The following is a 25,418-nucleotide window of genomic DNA, read 5'->3' on the forward strand; positions in this document are numbered from 1 at the left end:
TCACGATATATTCCTCCTTCGCTATCCCTAAACATCCCAAGCATCTCCTTAAGAAATAGAATGATAAATCGTCACCTCTCCTGCCAACTCATAGAGCTTATCATAGGCCGTTTGCAGTTGTTGTGTATAATGCTCATCTTCTGGTGAAAGCAAAATGCCAATGCACGTACCGCTGTGCGTGACAATAACACCTAAAGCATGAATGACATTACATATTTCCATGACATGTTCGAAGAATTTTTTCTTTTTTAATTTTTGATTCAATACAGCACTATGGGTAGAAATTTCACCTATTCTCTTTAGATCTTGTGCGGTTATCGCTTTAGCAATATTTTTTAGTAGTTGATCAAACCCCTGCTTCTCTTCTTCTGTAAATGGCTTAGGAAATTGATTGAATTCAACCGTATCTACTTCGCCCCCTTCATCAATACTAACGATGGTAAGTGGAGGCAGCATACCGAGAAACTGTTGTAATTTCACTCTTCGATGGTAAAAAGATACGACACCTTCATACATCACACCATCCGTTGGCTCAATTTGGTGTAACATCGTTTCTAACTGTTCCTCTTCTAATTCGATGTCAAAGCAATGACTTATCGCTCGCGCCGTAGCTACTAAATCGGCAGAAGAACTGGCCAATCCTTTTCCAACGGGAACCGTACTGACAATCTCCAACATTCCCCCTTGTGGAAGATTGAAATACTTCAAAATATTTTTAGCTAATTGCGCTGACTTTTTCTTACTACTTGGTGAGACAATCAACTCTTCTCGATCTGGTTGGGATGTGAAAATAACGGTAGAGTAGCGTTGAATAGGTAATGTTACTAAAAAATCTTGATCATCACTGCCTACCCCTTGTAGTAATTCACCGAATGTTCCAAACGCAGTTCCTTTTCCAATACGACAAAATAAAGATTGTTCTTGTAACTGTGTTTTTAGTTGCATATTTTTCACCTCTACGAAAAATATTGATCACCTTCTCCAACACGCAATCCAATTTTCATATAATGTATACTGTGCTTGTATTTCTTCTTTCTGTAACAGAAGCATCTTGTTTACTTCATCAGGATGAGTAGAACCTGCTGTCCGTTTATTCCAAACATTGTACTCTACCTCAAACATTTGCCGGAGTTGCTTCGCTTCGATTTGTATGTCATATCCTTGTTCACTACATAATGTTGTTAGAGTTTGCACGTCTACAGAAAGAGGATCTCTCTCCTGCTGAATCATTTGAACGATATATTTTCCCGATAGTACTTGTGCTTGGCGATATGGAATATGAAACGTTGCTGTTAATAGATTTGCTAAACTAAAACCACCGAAAAAACCATGTCGGCAATGCTCGTTCAACCGTTCCGTATGAAAGGACAAATGGGTCATGACTAAACTAGATAGTGTAAGTATGTCCATCATATTTTTCATCATGGGATAGAAATGACTTCCCCCTTCTTTTGCCGTTTCAACCAAATTGGTATAAGGTGTATTGCGCTGCGCACTGTTGAAATCATTAAAGTAAGCGAGCATGTGCGCTGTTTTCCCCCGAATGCGTTCCAATATAGGGAAGTTTTTTTTCTGTGGCATAGCTGAAGATATACCTGATAATGCATCAGGAAGATCAATAAACTGATACTCACTGCTGCCCCAAGTAATGACATCTGTTAGAAATCTACTTAGTGTCGTGCTAATAACCGTCAATTCACCTGAAATAAGCAGCATCCATTCTTTTGATGCTATCCCACTTAGTGCATGTCTAACAGGTTGCTTAAATCCTAATGCGGTGGCCATTTCATCACGATCCCATTCTAGCTCAGCACCTGCCATTGCTCCTGATCCTAATGGACATTCATTCAGCTCATCCAATAACCTTTGCAATCTCTTTGTACCTTTTATCCATTGTTCATTTAAAGCGGCGAAGTAAAATCCAACCGTAATCACTTGCGCTGACTGATAATGGGTGTATCCTGGCATAGGTTGTTCCGTATACGTTTGTGCCAATACAAGCACAACTTCAGCAAAGTGTAAACACGCCTTAACGATATGACGTAGTTGATCTCTCATAAACATCACTTGTGCTGTAGCTTGTACATCGTTGCGACTGCGATCCATATGCCATGCTGGAACGGGATGGTCAAGTCGCTTTTCCACATAGTGCTCGATAGCAAATAAAATATCTGTCATATTCTCTTCAGAACATGCAAGTAATTTTTCTTTATTCAGTTCATCTAGCAACACGTGGATTTGCAATTTATCCTCTGAGGTAAGTAGCCCCATTTGCTCATATTGTGTCGTTAATATTTTTTCAATTTCGATATAGTATGGGAGATAGTGAATAAGTTCGAAATCAAATTGCGGCTTCAAGATATGCTCCACGACAATATTGCTAGGTGATGCTTTAATTCTTCCAGTTAACGCTGGCTCATTTTCAACATGAGACTGCAACCTCTTCACCTCCTTATGGACATTAAGCATTTACACTCCATATGTTCAATCGCTCTAAATAGTGTTTCATTTCATTAGCAAGCTGCTCTACGTTTGGAATTTGTAACATCGTATAATGGTTTCCTTCCTGTTCACGTACAGTTAGCTCACCTTGTATTAAGCGTTCCCATCCTAAGGCCTCTCCTCTTTTCTCATGCTTTTCTCCCTTGGCTTTGATAAGTAGAGCTGATCCATCATACGATGCTGGCTTGTAAGATCGCCTGGCTCGTAAATGACTTGTAAATAGCGCATAGGACTGTAAAATATCTTCTCTCATGTTCAAGTCTTCACCAAACTGTTTCTCCAAGTGCTCTATCAGCATATTCATTTTGTCATCATCATTTTTTAGTTGTCGAAAAGCTAGTAAATTGGATTCAGACCACGATGCGCCATAACGTTGTGCTAAATCATACGCAAAATGGGACACATCATCATTTACTTCATCAGATATCTCCGCTGGCACCACAGCATCTAATAGCATTAGGGAAACTTGTTCACCTTGCATTCTTAATTGCTGTCCCATTTCGAAAGCAACGATGCCGCCAAATGACCAACCAGCAAGTTGATAAGGTCCCACCGGTTGAACTTTTTTTATTTCTTTTACATAAAAAGCAGCCATTTGCTCTATGGAGCTGATCGTAACATCCCGATCCACCAGTCCCCTTGCCTGTAAACCATATACGGGTTGATGCTCTCCTAATGCCTTCGCAAGTTCACTATAGTGAAGTACGTGCCCACCAATGGGATGCAGTATGAAAAGGGGCGCGTGAATTCCTTTTGATTGTATAGTTACGATGCATTGCTTTTCCTCACTTCTTTGCTCCTCACTTTTGTGAAGGAACTTCGCCAGTTGTTCAATCGTATCTTTCTCAAACAACACAGCCAGTGGAACTTTGATTTCAAAAGCTTCCTCTATGGCATGTACGCACTGAATAGCCAATAAAGAATGCCCTCCTAATTCAAAAAAGTGATCCGTCACACCGATAGAGGAATGCTGAAGCAGTCGTTCCCATATCATAACAAGCTGTCTTTCTGTCTCGTTTCTTGCAACTATCCTCTCCGTATGCTCTTGAGATGGCGTCATACCTCTTTTACTCCACAATGCAGAATGATCCATTTTGCCACTGGAGTGAACAGGAAATGATGCAATACATACTATTTCTGAAGGCACCATATAATCAGGAAGCTTTTTCTTTATATGTTGTTTTACTATCGATACAGATACCTGCCCTCGCAATTTTATAAAGGCCACTATACGCTGTTCTTTTGCTAAGACGACGGCTTGCTCCACTTGAGGGTGCTGTAATAGTACAGTCGTAATTTCACCCAATTCTATTCTTAGCCCTCTTAACTTGATTTGCTGATCATTGCGACCTATAAATGCTATATCACCGTCCGCTGTATACTTTGCCATATCTCCCGTTCTATATAATCTTTCACCAGCAATGAAGGGATGTGGGACAAATTTTTCTTCTGTTAAATCTGGACGACGTAGGTAACCTCTTGCTAACCCCATTCCACTAATATGCAACTCCCCTTCTACTCCAATTGGAACAGGTTGCATATAACGATCTAATACGTAAGCTTGTACATTTTGTATAGGTCGGCCAATCGGAATATCATCTATTCGGGTATTGTCTGAACATTGCCAAGCTGTTGCATTAATGGTGGTTTCCGTTGGGCCATAACGATTGATTAAATCTGCAGATAATGTCGCAAACCATTTTTGTTGTAAATCCACCGTCAGCTTCTCTCCTCCGCTAAAACCACGACGAAGAGAAGTACATTCTGCTACCCTTTTTTCATCCAAAAACACATTTAACATCGAAGGGACAAAGTGGATGGTCGTCACCTGTTGTTCTATTATTCGTTCCACTAAGTAAGCCGGATCACGCTCTCCTCCTGATTTTGCAATAACAACACATGCACCTGTAGTTAGCGGCCAAAATATTTCTACAACGGAAGCATCAAAGCTCATAGAAGCTTTAAACATCATTCGATCTGACTCATTAAAACCATACATAGAACGCGAATCTAGTTCATTTACTACGGAACGATGTTCAATCATCACCCCTTTTGGTTTTCCTGTTGATCCTGATGTGTACATGACGTAAGCTAATTGCTTGCCGCCTGAGGAGTCGGCTTCAAATGTAGTAGAATAAGTGGCAATTCGCTCTTTTTCACGCTCTATGAACATGGACTTCCATACTTCAGCTCCTGTGAAGCGTTTATCCATATGTTCCTCGAACAAAATAAGAACGGGCTTTGCATCGTCTATCATGTATTGCAGCCTAGTAATCGGATAGCTTGGATCTAGAGGTAAATATGCTGCGCCAATTTTAAAAATAGCTAACATAGAGATGATGCATTCAGATGAACGAGATAAACAAAGTCCTACAATGTCTCCTTTTTTTACTCCTTCATGTTGGAGCGCATGGGCCAATTGATTCGCTCTATCGTTTAGCTGACGGTAAGTGTATACTTGCTGCTCTTCGATGATCGCCTCTGCATCTGGATGTCGTTTCACCTGTTCTTCAACCACTTCGTGCAGACCTTTTTCTTCTATGGTCTGATGGGTATCATTCCAATCTACTATCATGGTGTTTTTTTCTGCAGTATTTAAAATAGGTATTTCCTGTATCCGTTCATCTGGATGTTGCATCACACTTCGTAATAGATTCATAAAGTGCCTTACCATCCGCTCCACCGTTTCATGGTGAAATAAGTCAGTATTATACTTAAATATTCCCTGCATGAACGTATCTTTCTCTTCCATCGATAACAACACATCGAATTTCACACTATCGATTTCATCTGACATCGTGGTTATTTGCAGGTTATTTTCATCCATATCCAGCTTCATTTCGCTTTGCAGCGCAAACATCACTTGAAACAAAGGTGTTTCATTCCATTTTCTTTGATCGCTAACCGCTTGGACTATTTTCTCAAATGGAACGTCTTGATGTGCATAAGCTTGTAACGTCACTTCTTCCACGCGTTGTAAAAGCTCAATAAAAGTTGGGTTTCCTTCTACATTCGTTCTGATTGGCAACGTATTAACAAAACAACCGACAAGACCTTCGAGCTCCACCCTACTTCTGCCCGCTACAGGCGTTCCTACGACAATATCTTGCATTCCTGAATATCGAGATAAAAATAAATTAAATACGGCAAACAAAGTCATAAACATGGTGACTTGCTGTTGTTGACTCCACGCTTTTAGTTCAACATATAGGTCTTCTTCTACGGTAAAAGAAACAGAAGAACCTCGATATGTCTGCACATCAGGTCGTGGATAATCTAACGGCAGTGTTAATGTCGGTAAGTTCCCACTTAAGTGCTCTTTCCAATATGTCATCTGCTTTTCGAGTAAGCCTTTTTCGTACACACTACGTTGCCATACAGCAAAGTCACTATAATCAATCGGTAAAGCAGGAAGCGAAGGGGATGCACCCTTGACCATTGCGGCATACATTAACTGAAATTCCTTGATTAAAATGGACATGGACCAACCATCAGAAATAATATGATGCATATTAATTACAAATACATGTGCTGCTTTGTCCAAACGAATCAAGTGAAAACGAATGAGTGGAAACTGATCTAAATCAAATGGATGTTTCACATGCTTTTGGATCATTCGCTTCAACGCGAATTGCTTCTCCTTATGTTCTAAGTGACTTACGTCTTGTCGATGTAAGCTTTGCCAAGCGTTTTCTCCTATGACTTGCATAAGCTGGCTTCCTTGTTTCACAAACGTTGTTCGCAATCCAGCATGTCGCCTCATCAATGCATTTATTGTTTTTTCCAGAGCCTCAACGTTTAAATCCCCTTCCAAATGCAATGTAATTGGTATGTTATATACGTCTGATTTACCCATAATTTGATCCAGTACCCACAGGCGTTCTTGTGCAAAAGAAAGTGGCAACGGTTCATCTTTAGTCTTATGAGTAGATAAGAAGGATGGAATCGACGATAAAGATTCGGAAGATGCTAATACATCATTAGACTGCTCCACTTTTTGCATTGTTTCTACCACTTGTGCAAGTTCAACTATCGTCGGCGAGCCAAACAACACCTTCAATGAAACACGCAGTTGTAATTGCATATGAATACGCGTGATGACCTGTGTTGCTAATAAAGAATGACCTCCAAGCTCAAAGAAATTGTCGTGTATACCAATAGGTGATACTGCTAATACTTCCTCCCAAATTACAACCAATTTCTTTTCTATCGTTGTTTTAGGTGCAACATAATCGACATCCAATGAGGCCTTCAGATCGGGAGCTGGCAATGCTCTCCGATTGACTTTTCCATTGACATCTAGTGGAAATTGCTCTAACCAAATATACGCTGATGGGATCATGTACGCCGGCACCTTATCTTTTAGCGTAGTTTTTAAAGTAGAAACGTCTACCGTCTTATCTCCTTCACTTACAAGATAAGCTACTAATTGCTTGTTTGCTGTTGAATCCTCATGAACCATAACGAAAGCTGCTTGTATATGCGGATGCGATAGTAAACCGTTTTCAATTTCACTTAATTCAATACGGAAACCGCGTATTTTTACTTGATTATCTTTTCTACCTATAAATTGAATGGTTCCATCCCATGTGTAACGAACAATATCCCCACTTTGATATAGGCGTTGATTGGATTTAAAAGGATGAGGAATAAATGTATCTGCTGTCCATTCTGGTCGATTCAAATACCCAGTTGCTAAACCATCTCCACCGATATAAAGTTCACCTGCAACTCCAATGGGAACTGGCTGTCTGTACGCATCCAATACATACACTTCTGTATTGGCAATTGGAGTACCTATGGAAACCGTCGCACCAACTTGATCTGCATGCGTCATACGATGACATGTCGTTACGGTTGTATTTTCAGTAGGACCATACGCGTTAATAACAGTACAACCTTTTAATGTTTGCAATGCTTTTTTGACGTGAGGAACAGATAGTACATCTCCTCCTGAAATGAGCAAACGAAGAGGTTGGAGACGATGAACATAGTAGTCTATCATTTGATGGAATAAACCTGCGGTTAAAAATAAAATCGTCACACGTTGGTGCTCAATCGCATCGGCTATTTCTTCCAGCGTCGCTTGGTCTTTCAATACAGCCAAACATGCTCCATTTAACAAACTACCCCAAATTTCCATCGTTGCAGCATCAAATGAGATGGTAGATGCTTGCAGCCATATATCCTCCTCACGAACATCCATCAAGGCATCGTTATTTTTCACTAGCCTGACTACACCACGATGAGGAATACACACGCCTTTCGGCTTTCCTGTTGAGCCAGACGTATAGTTAATGTAGGCTAATTGTTCTGCTCCTCGTGCATGTGAAAGATTCTCTATACTTTGATTTCGTATCGCTTCTACATGATCGTCCACACTGACCGTAGTAACATCATACGAAAGAAGTTGATGTTCTTGTTTACTTTGCGTCAGCATCAAGGATACTTCTGCATCTTCCAGCATATAACGAAACCTTTCCTCTGGTAGATTGAGATCAAACGGAACATAAACCGCCCCAACCTTTAAAATAGCAAGTAAACTAATGACCAGATCCGCTGACCTTTCCATGCATACTCCAACATGATCTCCATGTTTCACATCCCAGTCCCGCAGTTGATGAGCTAATTGATTCGCCGCATCATTAAGTTCTTGATACGTTAATGATTGATGATGATCTTGTAGAGCCAACTTATTACTGTGATGCTCCACTACCCGCTCAAAAACCTCATGTATAGTAAGTTCACGTGGATATTGTACTGTTGTGTTGTTCCTTGCTATTAACGATTCCTCCTCTTCTTTCGTAAGGAGAGGCAGCTGTGTTATAGCGGAAGTCGTATCCTTGATCATGTGTTCAAGTATCATTTGAAAATGACGAATCATACTTTGTATGGACTCTGGACGGAAACAATGCTTGTTAAACTCCATCACTCCTGTTAAACAATGCTCTTCTTCCGTCATCGATAGCGTTAGGTCAAACTTTGCAGTTTGACTCTGGTATGGAATTTGGCTGATACGTACATTCTCTAATTTCATATCTGTACTTGGCACATTTTGCAGTGCAAACATCACTTGAAATAGTGGAGATACACTAAGGTCTCTATTGTTATGAAGTTGCTTCACAATATACTCAAAAGGAACATCTTGATGTTCAAATGCAGCTAGTGTAGTTTGTCGCACACGACCCAACAATTGTGAAGCAGTCACATTTGAATTAGTATCTGATGTAATTACAAGTGTATTAACAAAAAAACCAATGAGTTTTTCTAAGTCCTGATGCTGTCTTCCTGCCACTGGCGTTCCAATAGCAAAATCTTGTTGTCCACTATAGCGATACAGCAACGCTTGAAAAGCAGCCATCAGCACCATATACAATGTAGCGTCATGTTTATTTCCCCATGCTTTCAAAGACTTCGTCAATGATGATGGAAGTACAAAGCGAATAGATGATCCTTCGTATGTTTGTACAGAGGGACGAGAATAGTCTGTTGGTAATTGCAGTGGTGGCACACCATCCCCAAGTTTTTTCTCCCAGTATTTTATTTGTTCTTGTAGTGAACGATGTAATTGCTCTCTTTGCCACACCGCATAATCTGCATATTGGATGGGTAGAGGCTCTAAACTTATCTCACTTTCTGTACTAAAATCTTTATACAAAGTCGTAAAATCGTTTATGAGTAAATGAATAGACCAACCATCTGAAATCATATGATGCATATTAATGAGCAAAATGTGCTCTTTCTCATCCATCTTTAATATTGTAAAGTGGATTAAAGGGCCTTCTACTAAATCAAAAATAAACGTCGCTTCCTGCAACATACGTTGTTGCAACTGCTCTTCTTTTTGTATCTTTGTAAAAGAAGACAGATCTATAGTTGGAATTTCCAAAGTGAAAGAATCATGAATAATTTGCACTGCTTTTTCTTGTTCACTCTGGAACGTCGTTCTCAATACTTCATGTCGATCCACAATATGTTGTAACGCTTTTTTCATTGCCTCAACATGTATTTCCCCTTGAAAACGAATAGCTCCCGGCATATTGTATGCACTTTGATCCGTTAGTAATTGATGTAACACCCATAATCGCTCCTGAGAGTATGACAATGGCAAATGTTGCTGCCGAGATACCGGCTTAATTGGTGCGGTATCTTCTGTTGTATGCAATAGATGCTCATCTACTTGTGCTGCTAATGCTGCGCAAGTAGGATGTTCAAACAATTCTTTCAGTGGCAATCGTATGGAAAAGGAGGTATTCATTCTTGAAATCGCTTGTGTAGCAAGTAAAGAATGTCCGCCAAGTTCAAAAAAATGATCCCACTTCCCGATACGTTCTACATGAAGTACATCGCCCCATATCTGAGCAATAACTTGTTCCGTTTCTGTTTCTGGTGTAACATATTTGTTTTCATCATGTACATACTCCCGTTCTGGCTTGGGCAATGCTTTACGATCTAATTTCAAATTAGGAGAAAGCGGCATACGATCTAACACCATAAATGTGGAAGGGATCATATACTCTGGCAACTTATTCTCTAATCTTTTTTGCCACGCTTGAAGGTGAAGATCAAGTTCACTTTCTTTTTCCTCTGCCACCGTAAAATAAGCTACTAATCGACGATCACCTGGTATATCTTCCCGTACGATAACCGTGGCTTCACGTACAAAATCATACGCTAATAAAGCCGCTTCAATCTCTCCAAGCTCCACACGATGTCCACGCACTTTGACTTGTTGGTCGATACGCTGTAAAAATTCAATGGCCCCATTTTCATGAAAACGAGCTAGATCCCCTGTCCGATACATTTTTTGTCCGGCTTCATCTAAGAATGTATTAGGAAGAAACTTCTCATCTGTTAACGTTGGACGATTAACGTAACCTCTTGCTAACGACATTCCCCCAATATACAACTCCCCAGCAACGCCAACAGGAACAGGTTGACCAAACTCATCGACAATGTAACAAGACGTATTATCAATGGGATAACCAATACTAGGGAATGTCTCCCAATCCATTGGGTTACCACTCATTTGATAAGAGGTCACCACATGTGTTTCTGATGGTCCGTACTGGTTTTGCACGACACAATCAGGCAACGTTGTCATCCATGAACGTATTGCGGGTGTAATCTGCAACTGTTCTCCTGCCGAAATCACTTCTCGTATTTGTAAAGCAACATTCTCTCTCACTGCCACTTCCGCTAAATGATGAAATGCTACAAACGGTAGAAAAATGCGCTCCACTTGCTGCTCCTGTAATAAGGACAACAAACTAGAAAAATCTTTTCTTACATGTTCTTCAGGAATAATTAACGTCCCACCTGTACACCATGTAGAAAATATTTCTTGAAAAGATACATCAAAATTGACCGAGGCAAACTGTAATGTAGTCGCTTGTTTGGAAGAGTAAAAATGATTTTCTTGCCATAATAGCAAATTAACTAACGCTCGATGTGGCATCTCCACACCTTTCGGTTTCCCTGTAGAGCCTGAAGTATATAAGACGTATACTGCATGTTCTTGGTTCATTTCTTGACAAGGGTTTTCTGTAGAAAATAATTTCATTTCTTCTGTTTCCTGCATGCCATCTATTACCATCGTCATCCCAGAATGTGCAGGAATTTGATCCACAACAGATTGACATGTCAAGATGATCTTCAAATCCGCATCTTCCATCATCCAATGCAATCTTTGCTCTGGGTAGTTTGGATCTAAAGCAACATAGGCTCCTCCCGCTTTTACAATAGCAAGCATTGCGATCACCATTTCTAATGACTTCTCCATACAAAGCCCTGCATAATCTCCTACTTTAAATCCGTTATGCAGCAATTGATGAGCGACACGATTTGCTTGTGCATTCAGCTGTTTGTACGTGAGTGATTGCTCCTTAAACACTACCGCATGTGCATCTGGTGTACGATGAGCCTGGGCTTCAAATAAAGTATGCACAAGCTGATGTTCATCACGTTTAACGTTCGTTTGATTCCAATCGAATAGTATCCGGTGTTGTTCATCCGAAGTGAGCATCGCAAGTTTATGAATAGGATAGGTTGGGTGTTCTACGACTTGTTCTATAACACGGAAGAAATGTCCGATCATGCTCTGAATAAAAATCTCACTAAATAAAGATATACGATACTCCAACTTCCCTATTAATTGACCATGATCTTCATGTAGCATCATGCTTAAATCAAATTTTGCTGTATTTGTATCCAACTGCTGAAAATGCAGTTTTAAATCTGATTGCTCTACTACACCTTCTAGTGGTTGATTTAATACAAAGAAAGTTTGGAAAAGTGGGGTTTGATGTAAAGATCTGTCAGACACGATTTCTTGCACTATTTTTTCAAATGGTACATCTTGATTTGCATACGCATCCGTACACCTTTCCTTTACTTGTTGTAGTAAGGTAAGAAAAGTAGGATTACCAGATAGATCATTACGAATCACCAACGTATTGACAAAAAAGCCGATTAAGGGTTCCACTTCTTCTACTGTGCGATTAGCAATCGGTGTACCTACTAAAATGTCATTTTCTCCTGTATAACGAGCTAAGATGATGTTATATATGGTGAGCAATGTCATGAACATCGTACATCCTGCTTGATCACTAATCTGCTTCAAGGAATGTACTAGTGTAGCGGGAAGCGTAAATGTTTGTGCTGCTCCCACATCTTGATCCACTGTCACATGATGAGAAGGGTCAGAAAGCGACAACAAGGGGATATCTCCACTTAGTTGCTTTTTCCAATAAGATAACTGTTTCTGCATTTCCCCTTGTTTTAACCAACGATGTTGCCAAAGTGCATAATCGGCATATTGAATTTCAAGAGGAGTGAAAGGAGACGCTGCTCCTTTAGCTAACGCTTCATACAAGTCCATCATTTCTTTTATCATGATGCCCGTAGACCATCCGTCAGCAACAATATGATGCATATTAAACAACAATTCGAACTTTGCTTGACTCCATTTCCATACGGTTACTTCAAGCAAGGGGCCTTGTTCTAAATCAAACAATTTCAATGCTTTCTCACTTCGCTGCTGCTTGAACTCCTCTTCTCTTTCTTCCACAGGGATCTGTGTCAGATCTACTTGTTCCACATCCACCATCGCTAGATCAGAGATTCGAACTTTTGCTTTTCCTTGATGAGAAACAAATGTCGTTCGCAGCACCTCATGTCGCTGTATAATCTCTTTTACACAGTCCTCCAATATGGACACTTGAAACAAGCCCTCTATACTGACTGCAAAAGGTGTATTGTAAATGGGTCGTCCAGGGTATAACTGCTCCAAAAACCATAACCTCTGCTGCGCGTAAGAAGCAATAACCTCCTCTCCCTCCGCTCGCTTTGGTATTCGCTGTTGTTGTTTTTTTCTGAGCTGCGCTTCTAGCCAAGCTCGCTTATCCGCTGATAATGTGTCCAACTTAGACTTCAATTTATCTTTTGGGTTCATCGTAACACCACCTTTTTAAATTGCTATGAGGAGGCAAGCACATAGTGGACTTATACCTCCATCATTTCTGCAAAAGTTAAGATTGTGATTTCAACACTTTTTCCAATTCATCTGGTGATAATTCATCTAATTGTTCCAATAGATCTTGCAGTTCATCATCTTCTTGAAAATCACTTTCTACCTTAATCGCTTCAATCAATGCTTCTAGCTTTGAAGTTTCAAATAATGTTCGAATAGGCAATTCAATTTCAAATTGTTTCCGCAGCATAGAAATCAAGCGAGTAGCTAACAAGGATTCTCCACCTTGCTCAAAAAAGTCATCTTCCAAACTTATATTGGAGTAACCTAACACTTGTCCCCAAATGGAAGCTACTTTTTTCTCTAACTCCGTTTCAGGCTGTACTATCTTTTTATCCATATCATCCAACGAAGGAATCGGTAATTTTTTACGATCTACTTTTCCGTTGAGTGTCATTGGAAACTGCTCTAACGGTATGAAGAAAGAAGGAACCATATAGTCAGGAATTTGTTTTTTCATATATGCTTTCCAGTCGTTCACAGTTATTGTAGTGTCCGTATCTGTATGGATTGTAAAGTAGGCAACAAGACGCTTCGTCCCTTGTTCGTCTGTATAATCTTTCACTATCACTTGCTGGATTGCAGGATGTTGGTTCAATACGTTTTCAATTTCTCCTAGCTCTACTCTAAAACCACGTATTTTCACTTGATGATCCATTCTCCCTAAAAATTCTAGGTATCCATCATGTCTTAAACGAACCATATCTCCCGAACGGTATAATCGTGCATTTGGATCATCAATAAAAGGATCTTTGACAAAAGCTTTAGCCGTTTTCTCTTCATCATGAAGATAACCTCGACCAACACAAACCCCTCCATAGCAAAGTTCTCCTGGAACACCGATAGGCACTGGCTTTAGTGCTGTATCTAACACGTATAATTTACTATTTGGTATGACTTGTCCAATGGGCATTACCTTTACCTCTTCATGAGGTGCTTCATTAATAATTTGGTGCGTGACGTCATCAGAGCATTCCGTTGCTCCACAAGCATTAATGACTGGGATATGGTAGTGATGGAACCACTGTCTCGTTAAACTAGGAGAAAGTGCTTCACCACTAACGACAAGATAACGTAGCTTATCAAATGCTGGCTTCACGCTTTGATCTAAATCTATAGCGTCCATCATCGCTTGCAGCACCGTAGGTACACTCTCTAAAATACATAACTGTGCAGCGTCCATTTCTTGCAGTAATAAGGAAGGTTCCGTCTCTGCTTCATCTGGCAAAATATAGCTTTTCCCCCCAACCACTAATGCCATCAAAAGCTGCCATACGGAGACATCGAAGCATTGTGAAGCATTTTGAGCTACAATGTCATGTTCTCCCGCTTGTAATACTTCTAATTTGGCATAAATATGATTGACGAACCCTTTATGTTCAATCATGGCGCCTTTTGGTTTCCCTGTAGAGCCTGATGTGTAGATGACGTAAGCCAAATCATCAGCACATATCTCTATTTGTGGCATCTCTATTGGATAGGATGCAAAAGTATTTTCGTCTTGGTCTAATAACACTTTTTGCAATCCGGGAACAGCAATGCGATGTTGTAAACGATCATACGTTATTAAAGCGCTCATCTCTGCATGCTCCACCATATACTTCAAACGATCCTCTGGATATTTAGGATCTAATGGGATATAAACTGCACCTATTTTAAAGATAGCGAGCATGGCAATCGCCCATTCCATGTTTCGTTCACCAAAATATCCAATAAATGCACCTTTTTGCACACCTATATGCTGTAAATGCTGCGCAAGTTGGTTGGAACGTCTGCTTAAATCCCCATAGGTTATACTTTCATCTTTATCCAATATGGCAATAGCATTTGGGGTTTTCTCCGCCTGTTGTTCAAATAAATGATGATAACATTGATTTACAGGGAAATCGTTCCACTCTATTGCAGAACTACCAATGAGACTATTCCATTCTTGGGAAGATAGTATGCTATGCTGTTCGTGTTGGTCATATGGCGTATCTACCATCTGTTGCAACGTGTGAACGTAATATTGTCCGATTTGCTCCACTTGCTGCAAGCTCAAATCTTCGGGATAAAAGTCTAATACACACATTAAGGTAGACGTCTGTGGGTTAACAGAAAATTGAGTCGTAAGTGGAACATAAGCCGACTCTTGATGCCATCCATCCAAGATCTCTATTTCACTTGCATGGATGGATTGTTGATAAACATGAAAATGTGTATAGTTAAAAATCGTTTCAAACATTCTACCTCCGCCACTATATTGGCGCTGTAATTCCACCAATGGAAAACGTCGATGAGGATAACTTTCCCTTTCTGCTTCAAATGTTTTCTGTATAAGCTGCTCCCACGTTGCTCCTGTAATATCCATTCTGACTGGCATCGTATTCACCATGGAGCCTAGTACTTTTTCCGCATCTTTTTCTTCTGGTCGGCCACCCGTCACGACACCAGTCACGACATCCGTTTGCCCACTTAGCACACTGACGACTTTCATATGAGCAGCCAATACCATATCTTTTAGCGGTACAGCAAGCTGTTTAGACATCGCAATTAATTGTGCGGACAGCTGTTCCGATATAGTCACATGCATGCGATCTTGCATTAGTGTAGATTTATCTTCCTCTGCACGTTCCCAACGTGGAACTTTAGTAGCAGCAACATCATGTAGTTTATTTTCCCAAAACTGCTGTGATGTTGGTGATGCTGTTGTTTCTCTTTCCAACTGAATGTAGCGGCTGAATTTGGCCTGTAACGGAGGCCACTCCGGTGTATGTTCATCTTTCAATAATTCGGAATAACTCGTAAGCACCTCTGATAGTAATGTAGCCGCGCTCCATCCATCCAATAAAGGTTCGCACATCGTAATTTGAAAAATATCATCTGTAAGACGATGAGCATGGAAGCGACATAATCCTGGCTTTTCCCAATGAAACCGCGCTCGTTCATTTTCGTGTAAAAATGTCGTCAATGAAGCTTGCTGTTCTGTTTCTGTTAAATGTCTTATGTCTACTATGTGCAATGTAATAGTAGAATGAGGATGCACTAGCAACAACGGTTCACTGTAGGAAGAAACATCAAAGGACGTTCTCAGTATGTCATGGCGCTTAACTGCTCTTCTAATTGCTTCGTTAAAACGTTCTTCATCCAATATCCCTTTCACTTTAAATGATTCAATATAGGCCTTATAGTGCGAAGAAGATTCACTATGGAAGTAGAAGGACATTTGTATTGCCGGAATAGGGTAAGCATCTAAAATATGATCCGCTATTTGTAAGCGGTCTTCCTCTGATACGAGGGCGAAAGGTGTTAGCGGCTGCTGATCTAATGCTTGCACATCACTATCTCCAACTACCCTTGCCAACTGTCGAATACTTTGATGTTGAAATATATCTTCTAAACTAATTTGCATGCCTTTCTCTTTCGCTAGTGAAGATACTTTAATACTTCGAATAGAGTCTCCACCAATAACAAAGAAATTATCATCAATACTAATCCCTTTCACATCAAGAACCTGTTCCCAAATCATCACCAATATTTCTTCCTTCCAAGTCGTTGGCGGTTCATAAGATGTTCGTTCTATTGAAAATAAATCCATATCAGGAAGTAATTTATAGTCTATTTTTCCATTGATAGTTAGTGGTATCGAATCTATTGTTTTCATGATGCTAGGAACCATATATTCTGGTAGTTTCTCGTGAAGATGATCACGTAATGCATTCATAGAAAAAGAAGAATGGTCTTCTGGTACGATAAACGCAATTAATCTATTACTGCCATCTGCAATTTCTCTTACCGTTACGACTTGCTCTCGCACAGCTGGATATTGTTTTAATACCGCAGCAATTTCCCCTAACTCGATTCTAAACCCGCGTATTTTCACCTGATCGTCCATCCTACCTAAATAAGACAAGTTACCATCAGCTAAATACCTTGCTACGTCACCAGAACGGTAATACTTCATTCCATTCTTCTCTATAAAACGTTGTTTCGTTAAATCTGGTCGATTTAAATACCCTTGAGCAACCCCTGCTCCTCCAACCAGCATTTCGCCTTTCATCCCAAGTGGCATCAAATTACTATGCTGGTCCATGATAAGTACATGCAAATCTGGGAGAGGACGACCAATGTTGCTTACCGTATGATGTACATCAGCTGCGGTGATAGGGTAAAACGTAGTATGAACAGTTGTCTCGGTTATACCGTACATATTAATTAATGTAGGATGTTGATCACCATACTGATGAAACCATGGCTGTAACATTGGAAAATCTAACTTCTCACCACCAAAAACAACATATCGCAAAGGTAATCGTTGTTCAGCATGAGATTGTATATGAATTAATTGTGAGAATGCGGATGGCGTTTGACTTAATACCGTCACCTTCTCTGCTTGAATTAGGTTATAAAATTGTTCGGGTTCTCTACTAACATGGTGAGGAACAATGAGTAATGCACCACCATGTAAGAGTGCACCCCACATTTCAAAAACAGAAAAATCAAAAGCATAGGAATGGAACATACTCCATATATCTTCTTCGCTGTAGTTCATATTTGCTGAACACGCTTTGAATAATCGTCCAACATTATGATGGTTGACCATGACACCTTTTGGTTTTCCCGTCGATCCTGAAGTATAAATCACATACGCGAGGTCATTAGGTTGTAGTGAATGGTTTATATTTTCCTTCTCTTGACTTTCTAATAATTCCACATCTCTATCTAAACAAAGGATCTCCACAGGGAGGGAAGAGCATCTTTCTCTTGATTGTTCATGCGTCAACATCAACGTAATGTTGGAATCATCCAATATATACTGCAATCGTTCATCTGGATAGGTAGGGTCAAATGCAACATATGCAGCCCCAACCTTATAAAGTGCTAAAATGGCTACGACAATATCCGGTGATCGTTCCATACTAATTCCAACGAGCGAGCCTGACTTCACACCGTTATGTTTCAACACATGTGCTAATTGGTTTGCTTTCTCATTTAACTGTGTATAGGTCCATCGCTGTTGTTCATATATAACTGCTGTGCGAGCTGGGAATGCTTTCACCTGCAATTCAAACTGTTGTGATAACGTAAGCTCTACCTCATAGCTAGCTTTTGCGCTACTGCATTGTTCAACTTGCTTTATCTCTTCTGCAGGTAAAATATTTACTCGTTGCACCACATGTTGAAACGAATGTGCAAGTTCTGCTAGTAATGTTTCATAATGTGTTGTCATTCTCTTGATCGAATCAGAAGCGAACAAGTCAGTATTATAATGAAAATTAATGACAACTTCTCCATTTGACTCTGCTGCCATTAGAGTTAGATCAAATTGAGATGCATCCATATCGATAGGAACAGATTGTAAAGTTAATTCCTCTACATCTACTTCCGCAAACTCACAGTCTACTGTAAAAGGAGCCAGTGTCTTTTGAAACTTTCCGATATTTTGCATCACAAAAGCTGTCTGAAACAGAGGTGAATAGCTTGCATCACGTTCTGGTTGTGCTATCTTTACTAATGCATCAAATGGAACATTTTGATAATTGTAGGCAGCTAACGTTTTTTTGTTTAGATTTTGTAGGCACTGCTGAAATGTCGTTTCTTTTTCCATTTCAAATCGAATAGGCACTGCGTTCGTCATATACCCCACTATATGTTCTAATGCTGCACGTGTCCTACCAGCCATATACGTACCAACAATAAAGTCACTTTGCTGTGTATAGCGATACAACAACGTTCCGTATGCTGCCAAAAGAGTATGAAATAACGTCACATCGTTTTGTTGTGAAAGCAGTTTCAATTTATCTGTCACCTGTTTATTGATCCTAAGTTGGGACACAGCACCTTTGAAACGCTGTACGGAAGGCCTCGGATAGTCCAAAGGCAGTTCCAACATCGTTCGTTCGCCAGCTAATTCTTGTTCCCAATATTGCATTGCTGTCTTTCCTTCATCACTTTTCATCCATTTATTTTGCCAATCCACATAAGAAGCAAACGATAAAGAAATTGCTGTTAAGCCGCTCTCTTCTTCTCTTTTTACACTGCGATACACATGCGATAAATCGTTAAATAATACATCTAGTGACCAGTAATCGATGACCATATGATGAAAAGCCCACAGCATCGTATATTTGTTATGAGATTGCGCATAAATGTAAACTCGCATCGTATCCCCTTGTTCTAGGACAAAAGGACGTTTAGCTTGTTCTGTCAGTTGTTGTGTTAGCTCTGTTTCACTCCAAGTTGCTGCATCAATCACTTCAAAACCACAAGCAATGTCCTCTATCACATGTTGCAAAAGCTCGCCATTTTTTTCATAAAACACCGTTCGTAATATACTATGGCGTTTTATCAACTGATCAAAGGATTGCCGCATTGCCTCCATATCAAGAGGCCCTTCCATTTTGAATGCTTTCGCAACATGATACGCTGTACTTTCTGGATACTGCTTATATAGAAACCACAGTGCTTGTTGTCCCTGTGACATAGGGAAAGCAGAAGTTTCATCCATTTGGTTTAATGAAAGCACTTGTGTTTTTTCATTGTCTATTATTTGCTGAATTATCTTCTCTGTTAACGTACGGACATTTGGTCCTTCAAGTAAATAAGAGGGCTCAAATACGACACCTAGGTCACTTTCTATTTGTGTTTGCAACTGCGTAGATACAAGAGAATCCATTCCCCAGTGATGTAATGGATGTGTGTCATCTATACTCTGTGGAGATACTTTCATATATGTTGCAAGTTGGTGTTTCACATAGTGTTGTACTAATGGTGGTCTCTTGGATTCAGGTAAGTCTATGACCTGCTGCTCTGTGAGTATAGCTTGTTCTACTTCGTTCCCTTGCAATGATTCAATCTGTAAAACGTCACTGCCTTTTAACATCAACTGCTCATTAACATATTGGTCACGACATGCATGACGCTGTATTTTCCCACTTGATGTTTTTGGGATACTGCCAAACTTCAGTAACAACACACCGTAGACTTGAACTTCATGATGTTCTGCAACAGCCTGACGAACAGTTCTCGATATTTCAGATACGTCTATCTTCCTAAAATGACGATCTACTTCGATAGCTACTATGAATCTCTCTTCTCCATCAACAGAGATTGAAAATGCTGCACATGCCCCTTTTCTTAGCGCTTCGTGACTTTTTTCCGCTGTTAGCTCTATATCTTGAGGATAATGATTTCTTCCACGAATAATAATAAGATCTTTCACCCTGCCTGTGACATAAAGGTGGCCGTCCATTACAAATCCTAGATCACCCGTTCTTAAGTAGTGTGCTTCACCATCCTGTAATGTTGCCTTGAATGTTTGTATTGTAGCTTCTTGCCGATTCCAATATGCTTTCGCTACACTGTCACTAGAAACCCAAATCTCCCCAATCTCATGGGCAGCGCAACGCTGTAACGTATGTGGATTCACAATTTCTACTTTATGACCGGAAGGAATCCCGCCACAGCTTACTATTTCTTTCCCCTGCTCCTCTTCTGAAACAAGCATGGACACTTTGCCCTGTTCTAAATCTGAAGCTGAAAACGTTTTCATCTCAGGGAAACCAGATGCAGGTGTTCCAGAGACAAATAGCGTCGTTTCTGCTAAGCCATAGCAGGGAAAAAAGGCTGATTGATGGAAGCCAGCACAAGCAAATGCCTCAGAAAAATCGCGAATACTCTCTGCATGAATAGGCTCTGCCCCATTAAAGGCAACTCTCCAGTGACTCAAGTCAAGTTGTTCTCGCTCCTGTGGCGTTGTTCGTTCAACAAGAAGATCATAAGCAAAATTAGGCCCTCCGCTAATCGTCGCTTTACTGTTCGATATCGCTTCTAACCATCTTAACGGTCGCTGCATAAAATCAATGGCAGAAAATATCGTTACGGTAAAACCTACGGCAAGCGGTTGTAACAAGCCACCAATTAAACCCATATCGTGATAAGGTGGAAGCCAAATGACGGATCGATCTTCTTCTGTTGTACGAAACGCCTCATGTATAAGCGTTAAATTATGTAGTAAATTTCCGTGCGTGACAACAACACCTTTAGGGGTAGACGTAGAACCCGATGTATATTGGAAAAAAGCTGTTGTTTCCCGATGGACTTGTGGGTGGTTCCAATCTTCTTCGATACGATCAGGAATTTCGTCTAACAGTAACCAATTTAAATCCGTCGCATGAAGCGATGGCAGCACATCTTGTTTTAATTTACTCTTTACTTTAGATGTGGTAAGAACAACAGCCGCTTTTGCATCCTCAATCATTCCTTGCAAGCGAGGCATTAACCTTTTAGAACTTGGAGGATAAGCAGGAACGGCAACAGCGCCCGCGTATAAACAACCGAAAAATGCGGCCAAATAATCAAGTCCGGTTGGAAATAATAAAATCACTCGCTCACCTGCAGCATGATGTTGTTGTAACCATGCCCCTATCGCCCTTGCCTGCTGATCTAGCTCTCCATATGTCATCCCGTGCTGTTTACTTTCACCATCTTCTAAAAAATAAAAACCTACTTTATCTTTCTGCTCCTCAGCTCTGGTCTGTAAAACTTGTACTAGTGAAGACATTGTATTTAGTTTTTCCTGCATGAACGATTTCATTTTTTCATCATTCCTCTTTTCATCTAAACTGGATAAAGAGTAAGTTTATTCATTGATGGATTAGACTTAAAATACTGCGGTAATAACTTTCCATCTATATGTGGCATCATTTGATCTTGATAAAATGGGCTAGCCATATGACCTGATTGTCCTGGCGTAAGAATATCAAAAGCCTGATGATGTATATCATCTAAATCAATTACTATCCTCCATGGAGCACTATACTGAATCCAACCTTCTGCATTATTCCCCATTAATCCTACTGTGGTTTTACTACCCCCAGCTTCCACCATAGGTGTTGGAACATTCATACCAATTTGATCCATCACCTCGTGCAGTGGATGGAAAAAAGCAAGACGATGAAACTTGCCCCATCTCCAGTTATCAGGATTGTCGCCTTGTAATTTTTTTATTTGATCGCACGTTTCAGCTAAGCTTTTCGTTACAATGGAGGTCAAACCACCGCTTTGCTTTAGCCAATCATTTTCTTTTCCTAGCGATGCTTCCACAATCATGCTATCCAAAACATGCGTACTCTCTACCATCCATGGATATAACACCTCACCCATTAAAGGTTGAAATATGTTCTGTTTTATTTTTGAATACCATAGCTGAAATAAAAGCGGGGCTGCTTGATCTTTGTCATCGACACAATTCCAGTGTTGTAAAATTGGCATTATTTGATTGGGGATTTCATTCTTTTCCACTCGCTTTAGAAGTAGAGGTAATATCTTCTCTGCATGTAAGTTTTTTTGATCTACTTGTAGTTGCTGGGTATTTTCTACTGTCCACTCATCATGTTGAAGTAACTCATCATAAATCCGCTGAGCTCGATAGGGAGATTCCCAAGCGTGTGTAATGTGATGTGGGTAATGATCGTCTACTATTTTATTATTAGCGTTAACAATGACCCCATCTTTTGGATTCACTATTTCTGGTAGCTCATGAAATGGTACATAACCTTTCCATTCATATTGTTCTGTCCATCCTGGAACAGGGAGAAGTCCATCTCCTTTTTCACGAATGGGTATTAACCCTACCGTTTTCATAGCGATGGTTCCGTCATTGGAAGCAAATAGCACATTCATCGCGGGACTGTAAATATGTTCGATACTTTGTTTAAATGTCTCCCAGTCTACTGCAGTGTTCATATTTAAAAATGCTGCAATTTCTTTGCTCTCTTCATATGCGGTCCATTTTAATGCTAAGCCATAGCGAACATCATCGGTCATTTCCTTTTTTTTGTCTTCTATTAATATAGGACCATGTCTGGTCATTTTTAGCTCAATATGTTCGTCTTCCTCCCCTTTTATTTTGATAATCTCCTGTTTACATGTAATACATTCCCATTCACCTTGATATCTTACTTTATGGTCATCCTCAGGATGCAACTGCTCTATATATAAGTCTTGTGCATCTGCTATGGCATTCGTTACGCCCCAAGCGATGTGATCGTTATGGCCTAATACAATACCTGGAACACCGGGTAACGTTACTCCAATAACATGGAATTTTTCTTGATGATCAACCCTCGATAAATGGGTCTGATACCACGTAGCAGGCGTCTGCATATCAATATGCGGATCATTTGCTAGTAGTGGTTTTCCCGATTTGGTACGTTGTCCCGATAAGACCCAACCGTTTGATCCTTGCTTTTCTTCTTTTCCTGAGAGCATCATAAAAAGCTCTTTCATGTGCAACTTACTTTCATCAGGTAACATATCAAATGTATGACTACATTTATTTTTCTTATTTTTTTTATTACCTACCGTAATAAAGCCTTCGTCTGGGTAAGTTGGCCATAATGATTGGGCTAACTTATCTCCAACTATTTTTCGAAGTTCATACCGATACGCTTCGGATTTGAAATTCTCAGCAAGACTGAACGAGAGCAATTTACCCATGACAAAAGTGTCTACTACACTCCATGGCTCTGGTTGATAGTCTAATATAAGAAACTCAATGGGGAGACACTGTTCTTGTATTGCCTGCTCTATGTAACGATTTACTCCCTCTGCGTAGCGCAACAATATGTTCATCGTTTCTTCCTCATACTGAGTTAAACTTTGTTCCGCAGCTTGTTTTAATTGCAGTTTGCGATACAATCTGTCACTTTGCAGCATGGATCTTCCTAACACTTCGCTTAAGCGACCACTTGCTAAACGTCTAGTCATATCCATCTGCCACAAACGATCTTGTGCAGTAATGTATCCTTGTGCTTGAAAGAGATCCCCGTGACTCCTAGCTTCAATATGAGGCACACCCCTTTCATCTCTATACACATCTACTACATCTTCTAATCCTTGGAAAGGTATGTTGCCTTCTAGCGGTGGTAAACTGCGGGTTAATGCTTGTTCCATCACCTTTTCTTTCGTTTTCATTCCGGCACTCCTTTATATAAAATGAATATGAACTAAATAGTGACTGCATGATTTAGCACCAACATCTATTAAAATGTTGATCACGTTGGTAGTATTTGAATGTATTTAAATGGGAGATGTAACGCAGAAGGCTGTAAGTTATGACTTGATAGATGGACTAGGGGCTATTTTTTCATTTTTGTTATCGTACAATCTTTGTCCATACCAGAAGAAGAAAATACTAAGCAGTGCCACGACACCGAAAACATTGAACATCGTTGTACCTCCATAAACGGTTAACAACACTCCTCCAAACCACGGACCTATAAAATTTCCAAAACCATTAAAGGAATGCGCCCCATAATATGTCCCTCTCATAGCATCCGGTGTAATTCGATCCACCATCACATATTCGGAAGGAACAATCAATATTTCACCAATCGTAAACACTACCATCGCCAAAATAAATAATGTCCACGTTCCAACATAAGCAAAACCAACTTCCGAAATTGCCAACAAAATGCTTCCTAACACAACATTTCTCAATGGATTAAAACGTTCCGCCCAGCGTGTAATCGGATATTGCAGCGCGATGACAACAATGGAATTTGTGCTCATAAGCACAGCAAAAAGTTGAACACCATCTACTAATTTTTTTTCTAAAAATTGCGAAAGCGTAACGGACATTTCTCCCATTACACTAATGGTTAACATACTCCCTACTATGAACAGCAACAACACTTTATCTGTTCTAACGACGCTAACTGCCCTCCTCACCGATATTCTTTCTTCCTGATTGGTATGCACTTGGCGATACTTAAACACTTTGAATGCGATATGTAGGATGGCTACATAAACAAGAAACAATATCCCTCCGAAAATAAAAGGAATACTATCATTTATTTTTGATAACCCAATACCGATCAAAGGACCAATCGCAAAACCAATATTAAAAGCGGTATATCGTAACGTAAACACTCTTATTCGCTTTTCTTCAGGAGTTAAGTCTCCCATCAACGCTTTGGATACGGGATCGAAAAAAGAAATACATAAACCAAGTAGAATGCTTAATAGTAAATAAGCATACGTATTATTGGTAGACACGAATCCAAAAAAAACAAAAGAAAGTCCATACAAACTACCAATCATCACTTTTTTACGACCAATAAAATCCGATAGTATTCCGCCAACAAACCCACCAAACATACCTGCAATAGCTCCTGATCCAATAATGAAACCGATTTCACTCGGCTCTAACGAAGTCATTTTTGCTAAATATACAGCTAAAAAAGGAATACTCATTCCTCTAGCAATAGATAACAAAATCATTCCCGCTAAAATGGTATGTACTAGTGGATGATAAGCTTGAATAAAGGATTGCCACTTCTTTAACATTACATTCTCCTTCATATAGTAAATAGAATAGTATAAACAGTATAAAATGATGCAT

Annotated in this window: 6 protein-coding genes; all 6 read right to left on the bottom strand. The window is 39.9% G+C overall.

All coding sequences use genetic code 11. The features are described 5' to 3' along the window. Positions 1–48: 48 nt before the first annotated feature. On the bottom strand, positions 49–945 hold the full coding sequence (locus tag D1Z92_RS10610; protein WP_128895652.1) for a GHMP family kinase ATP-binding protein: 897 nt from the start codon (positions 943–945) through the stop codon (positions 49–51). A 27-nt stretch (positions 946–972) separates the two neighbouring features. Beyond that, the gene (locus D1Z92_RS10615) at positions 973–2,439 is read right to left on the bottom strand and encodes an argininosuccinate lyase (RefSeq protein WP_240666669.1); all 1,467 of its coding nucleotides are present in this window, start codon (positions 2,437–2,439) and stop codon (positions 973–975) included. 22 nt (positions 2,440–2,461) lie between these two features. Beyond that, entirely contained in the window at positions 2,462–12,955 is a 10,494-nt protein-coding gene (locus tag D1Z92_RS10620; protein WP_128895654.1) for a non-ribosomal peptide synthetase, read from the bottom strand. A gap of 76 nt (positions 12,956–13,031) precedes the next feature. Next, a complete protein-coding gene (locus D1Z92_RS10625) occupies positions 13,032–21,608 on the bottom strand; it encodes a non-ribosomal peptide synthetase (protein WP_128895655.1) in 8,577 nt (2,858 codons plus the stop codon). Between the two features lie 23 nt (positions 21,609–21,631). Further along, positions 21,632–23,989: a penicillin acylase family protein gene (locus D1Z92_RS10630; protein ID WP_128895656.1), complete on the bottom strand. Its 2,358-nt coding sequence runs from the start codon at positions 23,987–23,989 to the stop codon at positions 21,632–21,634. 138 nt (positions 23,990–24,127) lie between these two features. Beyond that, positions 24,128–25,363: an MDR family MFS transporter gene (locus tag D1Z92_RS10635; RefSeq protein ID WP_164931563.1), complete on the bottom strand. Its 1,236-nt coding sequence runs from the start codon at positions 25,361–25,363 to the stop codon at positions 24,128–24,130. Between the last annotated feature and the right edge of the window lie 55 nt (positions 25,364–25,418).

This window comes from Longirhabdus pacifica, from assembly GCF_004115085.1.
In the GTDB taxonomy this organism is placed as follows: Bacteria; Bacillota; Bacilli; order Paenibacillales; family DSM-105158; genus Longirhabdus; species Longirhabdus pacifica.

Excerpts from the sequence above, each read along its gene's own strand:
- D1Z92_RS10620 (WP_128895654.1), bottom strand. The coding sequence starts at position 12,955 with ATGAACCCAAAAGATAAATTGAAGTCTAAGTTGGACACATTATCAGCG.
- D1Z92_RS10630 (WP_128895656.1), bottom strand. The coding sequence starts at position 23,989 with ATGAAAACGAAAGAAAAGGTGATGGAACAAGCATTAACCCGCAGTTTA.
- D1Z92_RS10610 (WP_128895652.1), bottom strand. The coding sequence starts at position 945 with ATGCAACTAAAAACACAGTTACAAGAACAATCTTTATTTTGTCGTATT.
- D1Z92_RS10635 (WP_164931563.1), bottom strand. The coding sequence starts at position 25,363 with ATGTTAAAGAAGTGGCAATCCTTTATTCAAGCTTATCATCCACTAGTA.
- D1Z92_RS10625 (WP_128895655.1), bottom strand. The coding sequence starts at position 21,608 with ATGAAATCGTTCATGCAGGAAAAACTAAATACAATGTCTTCACTAGTA.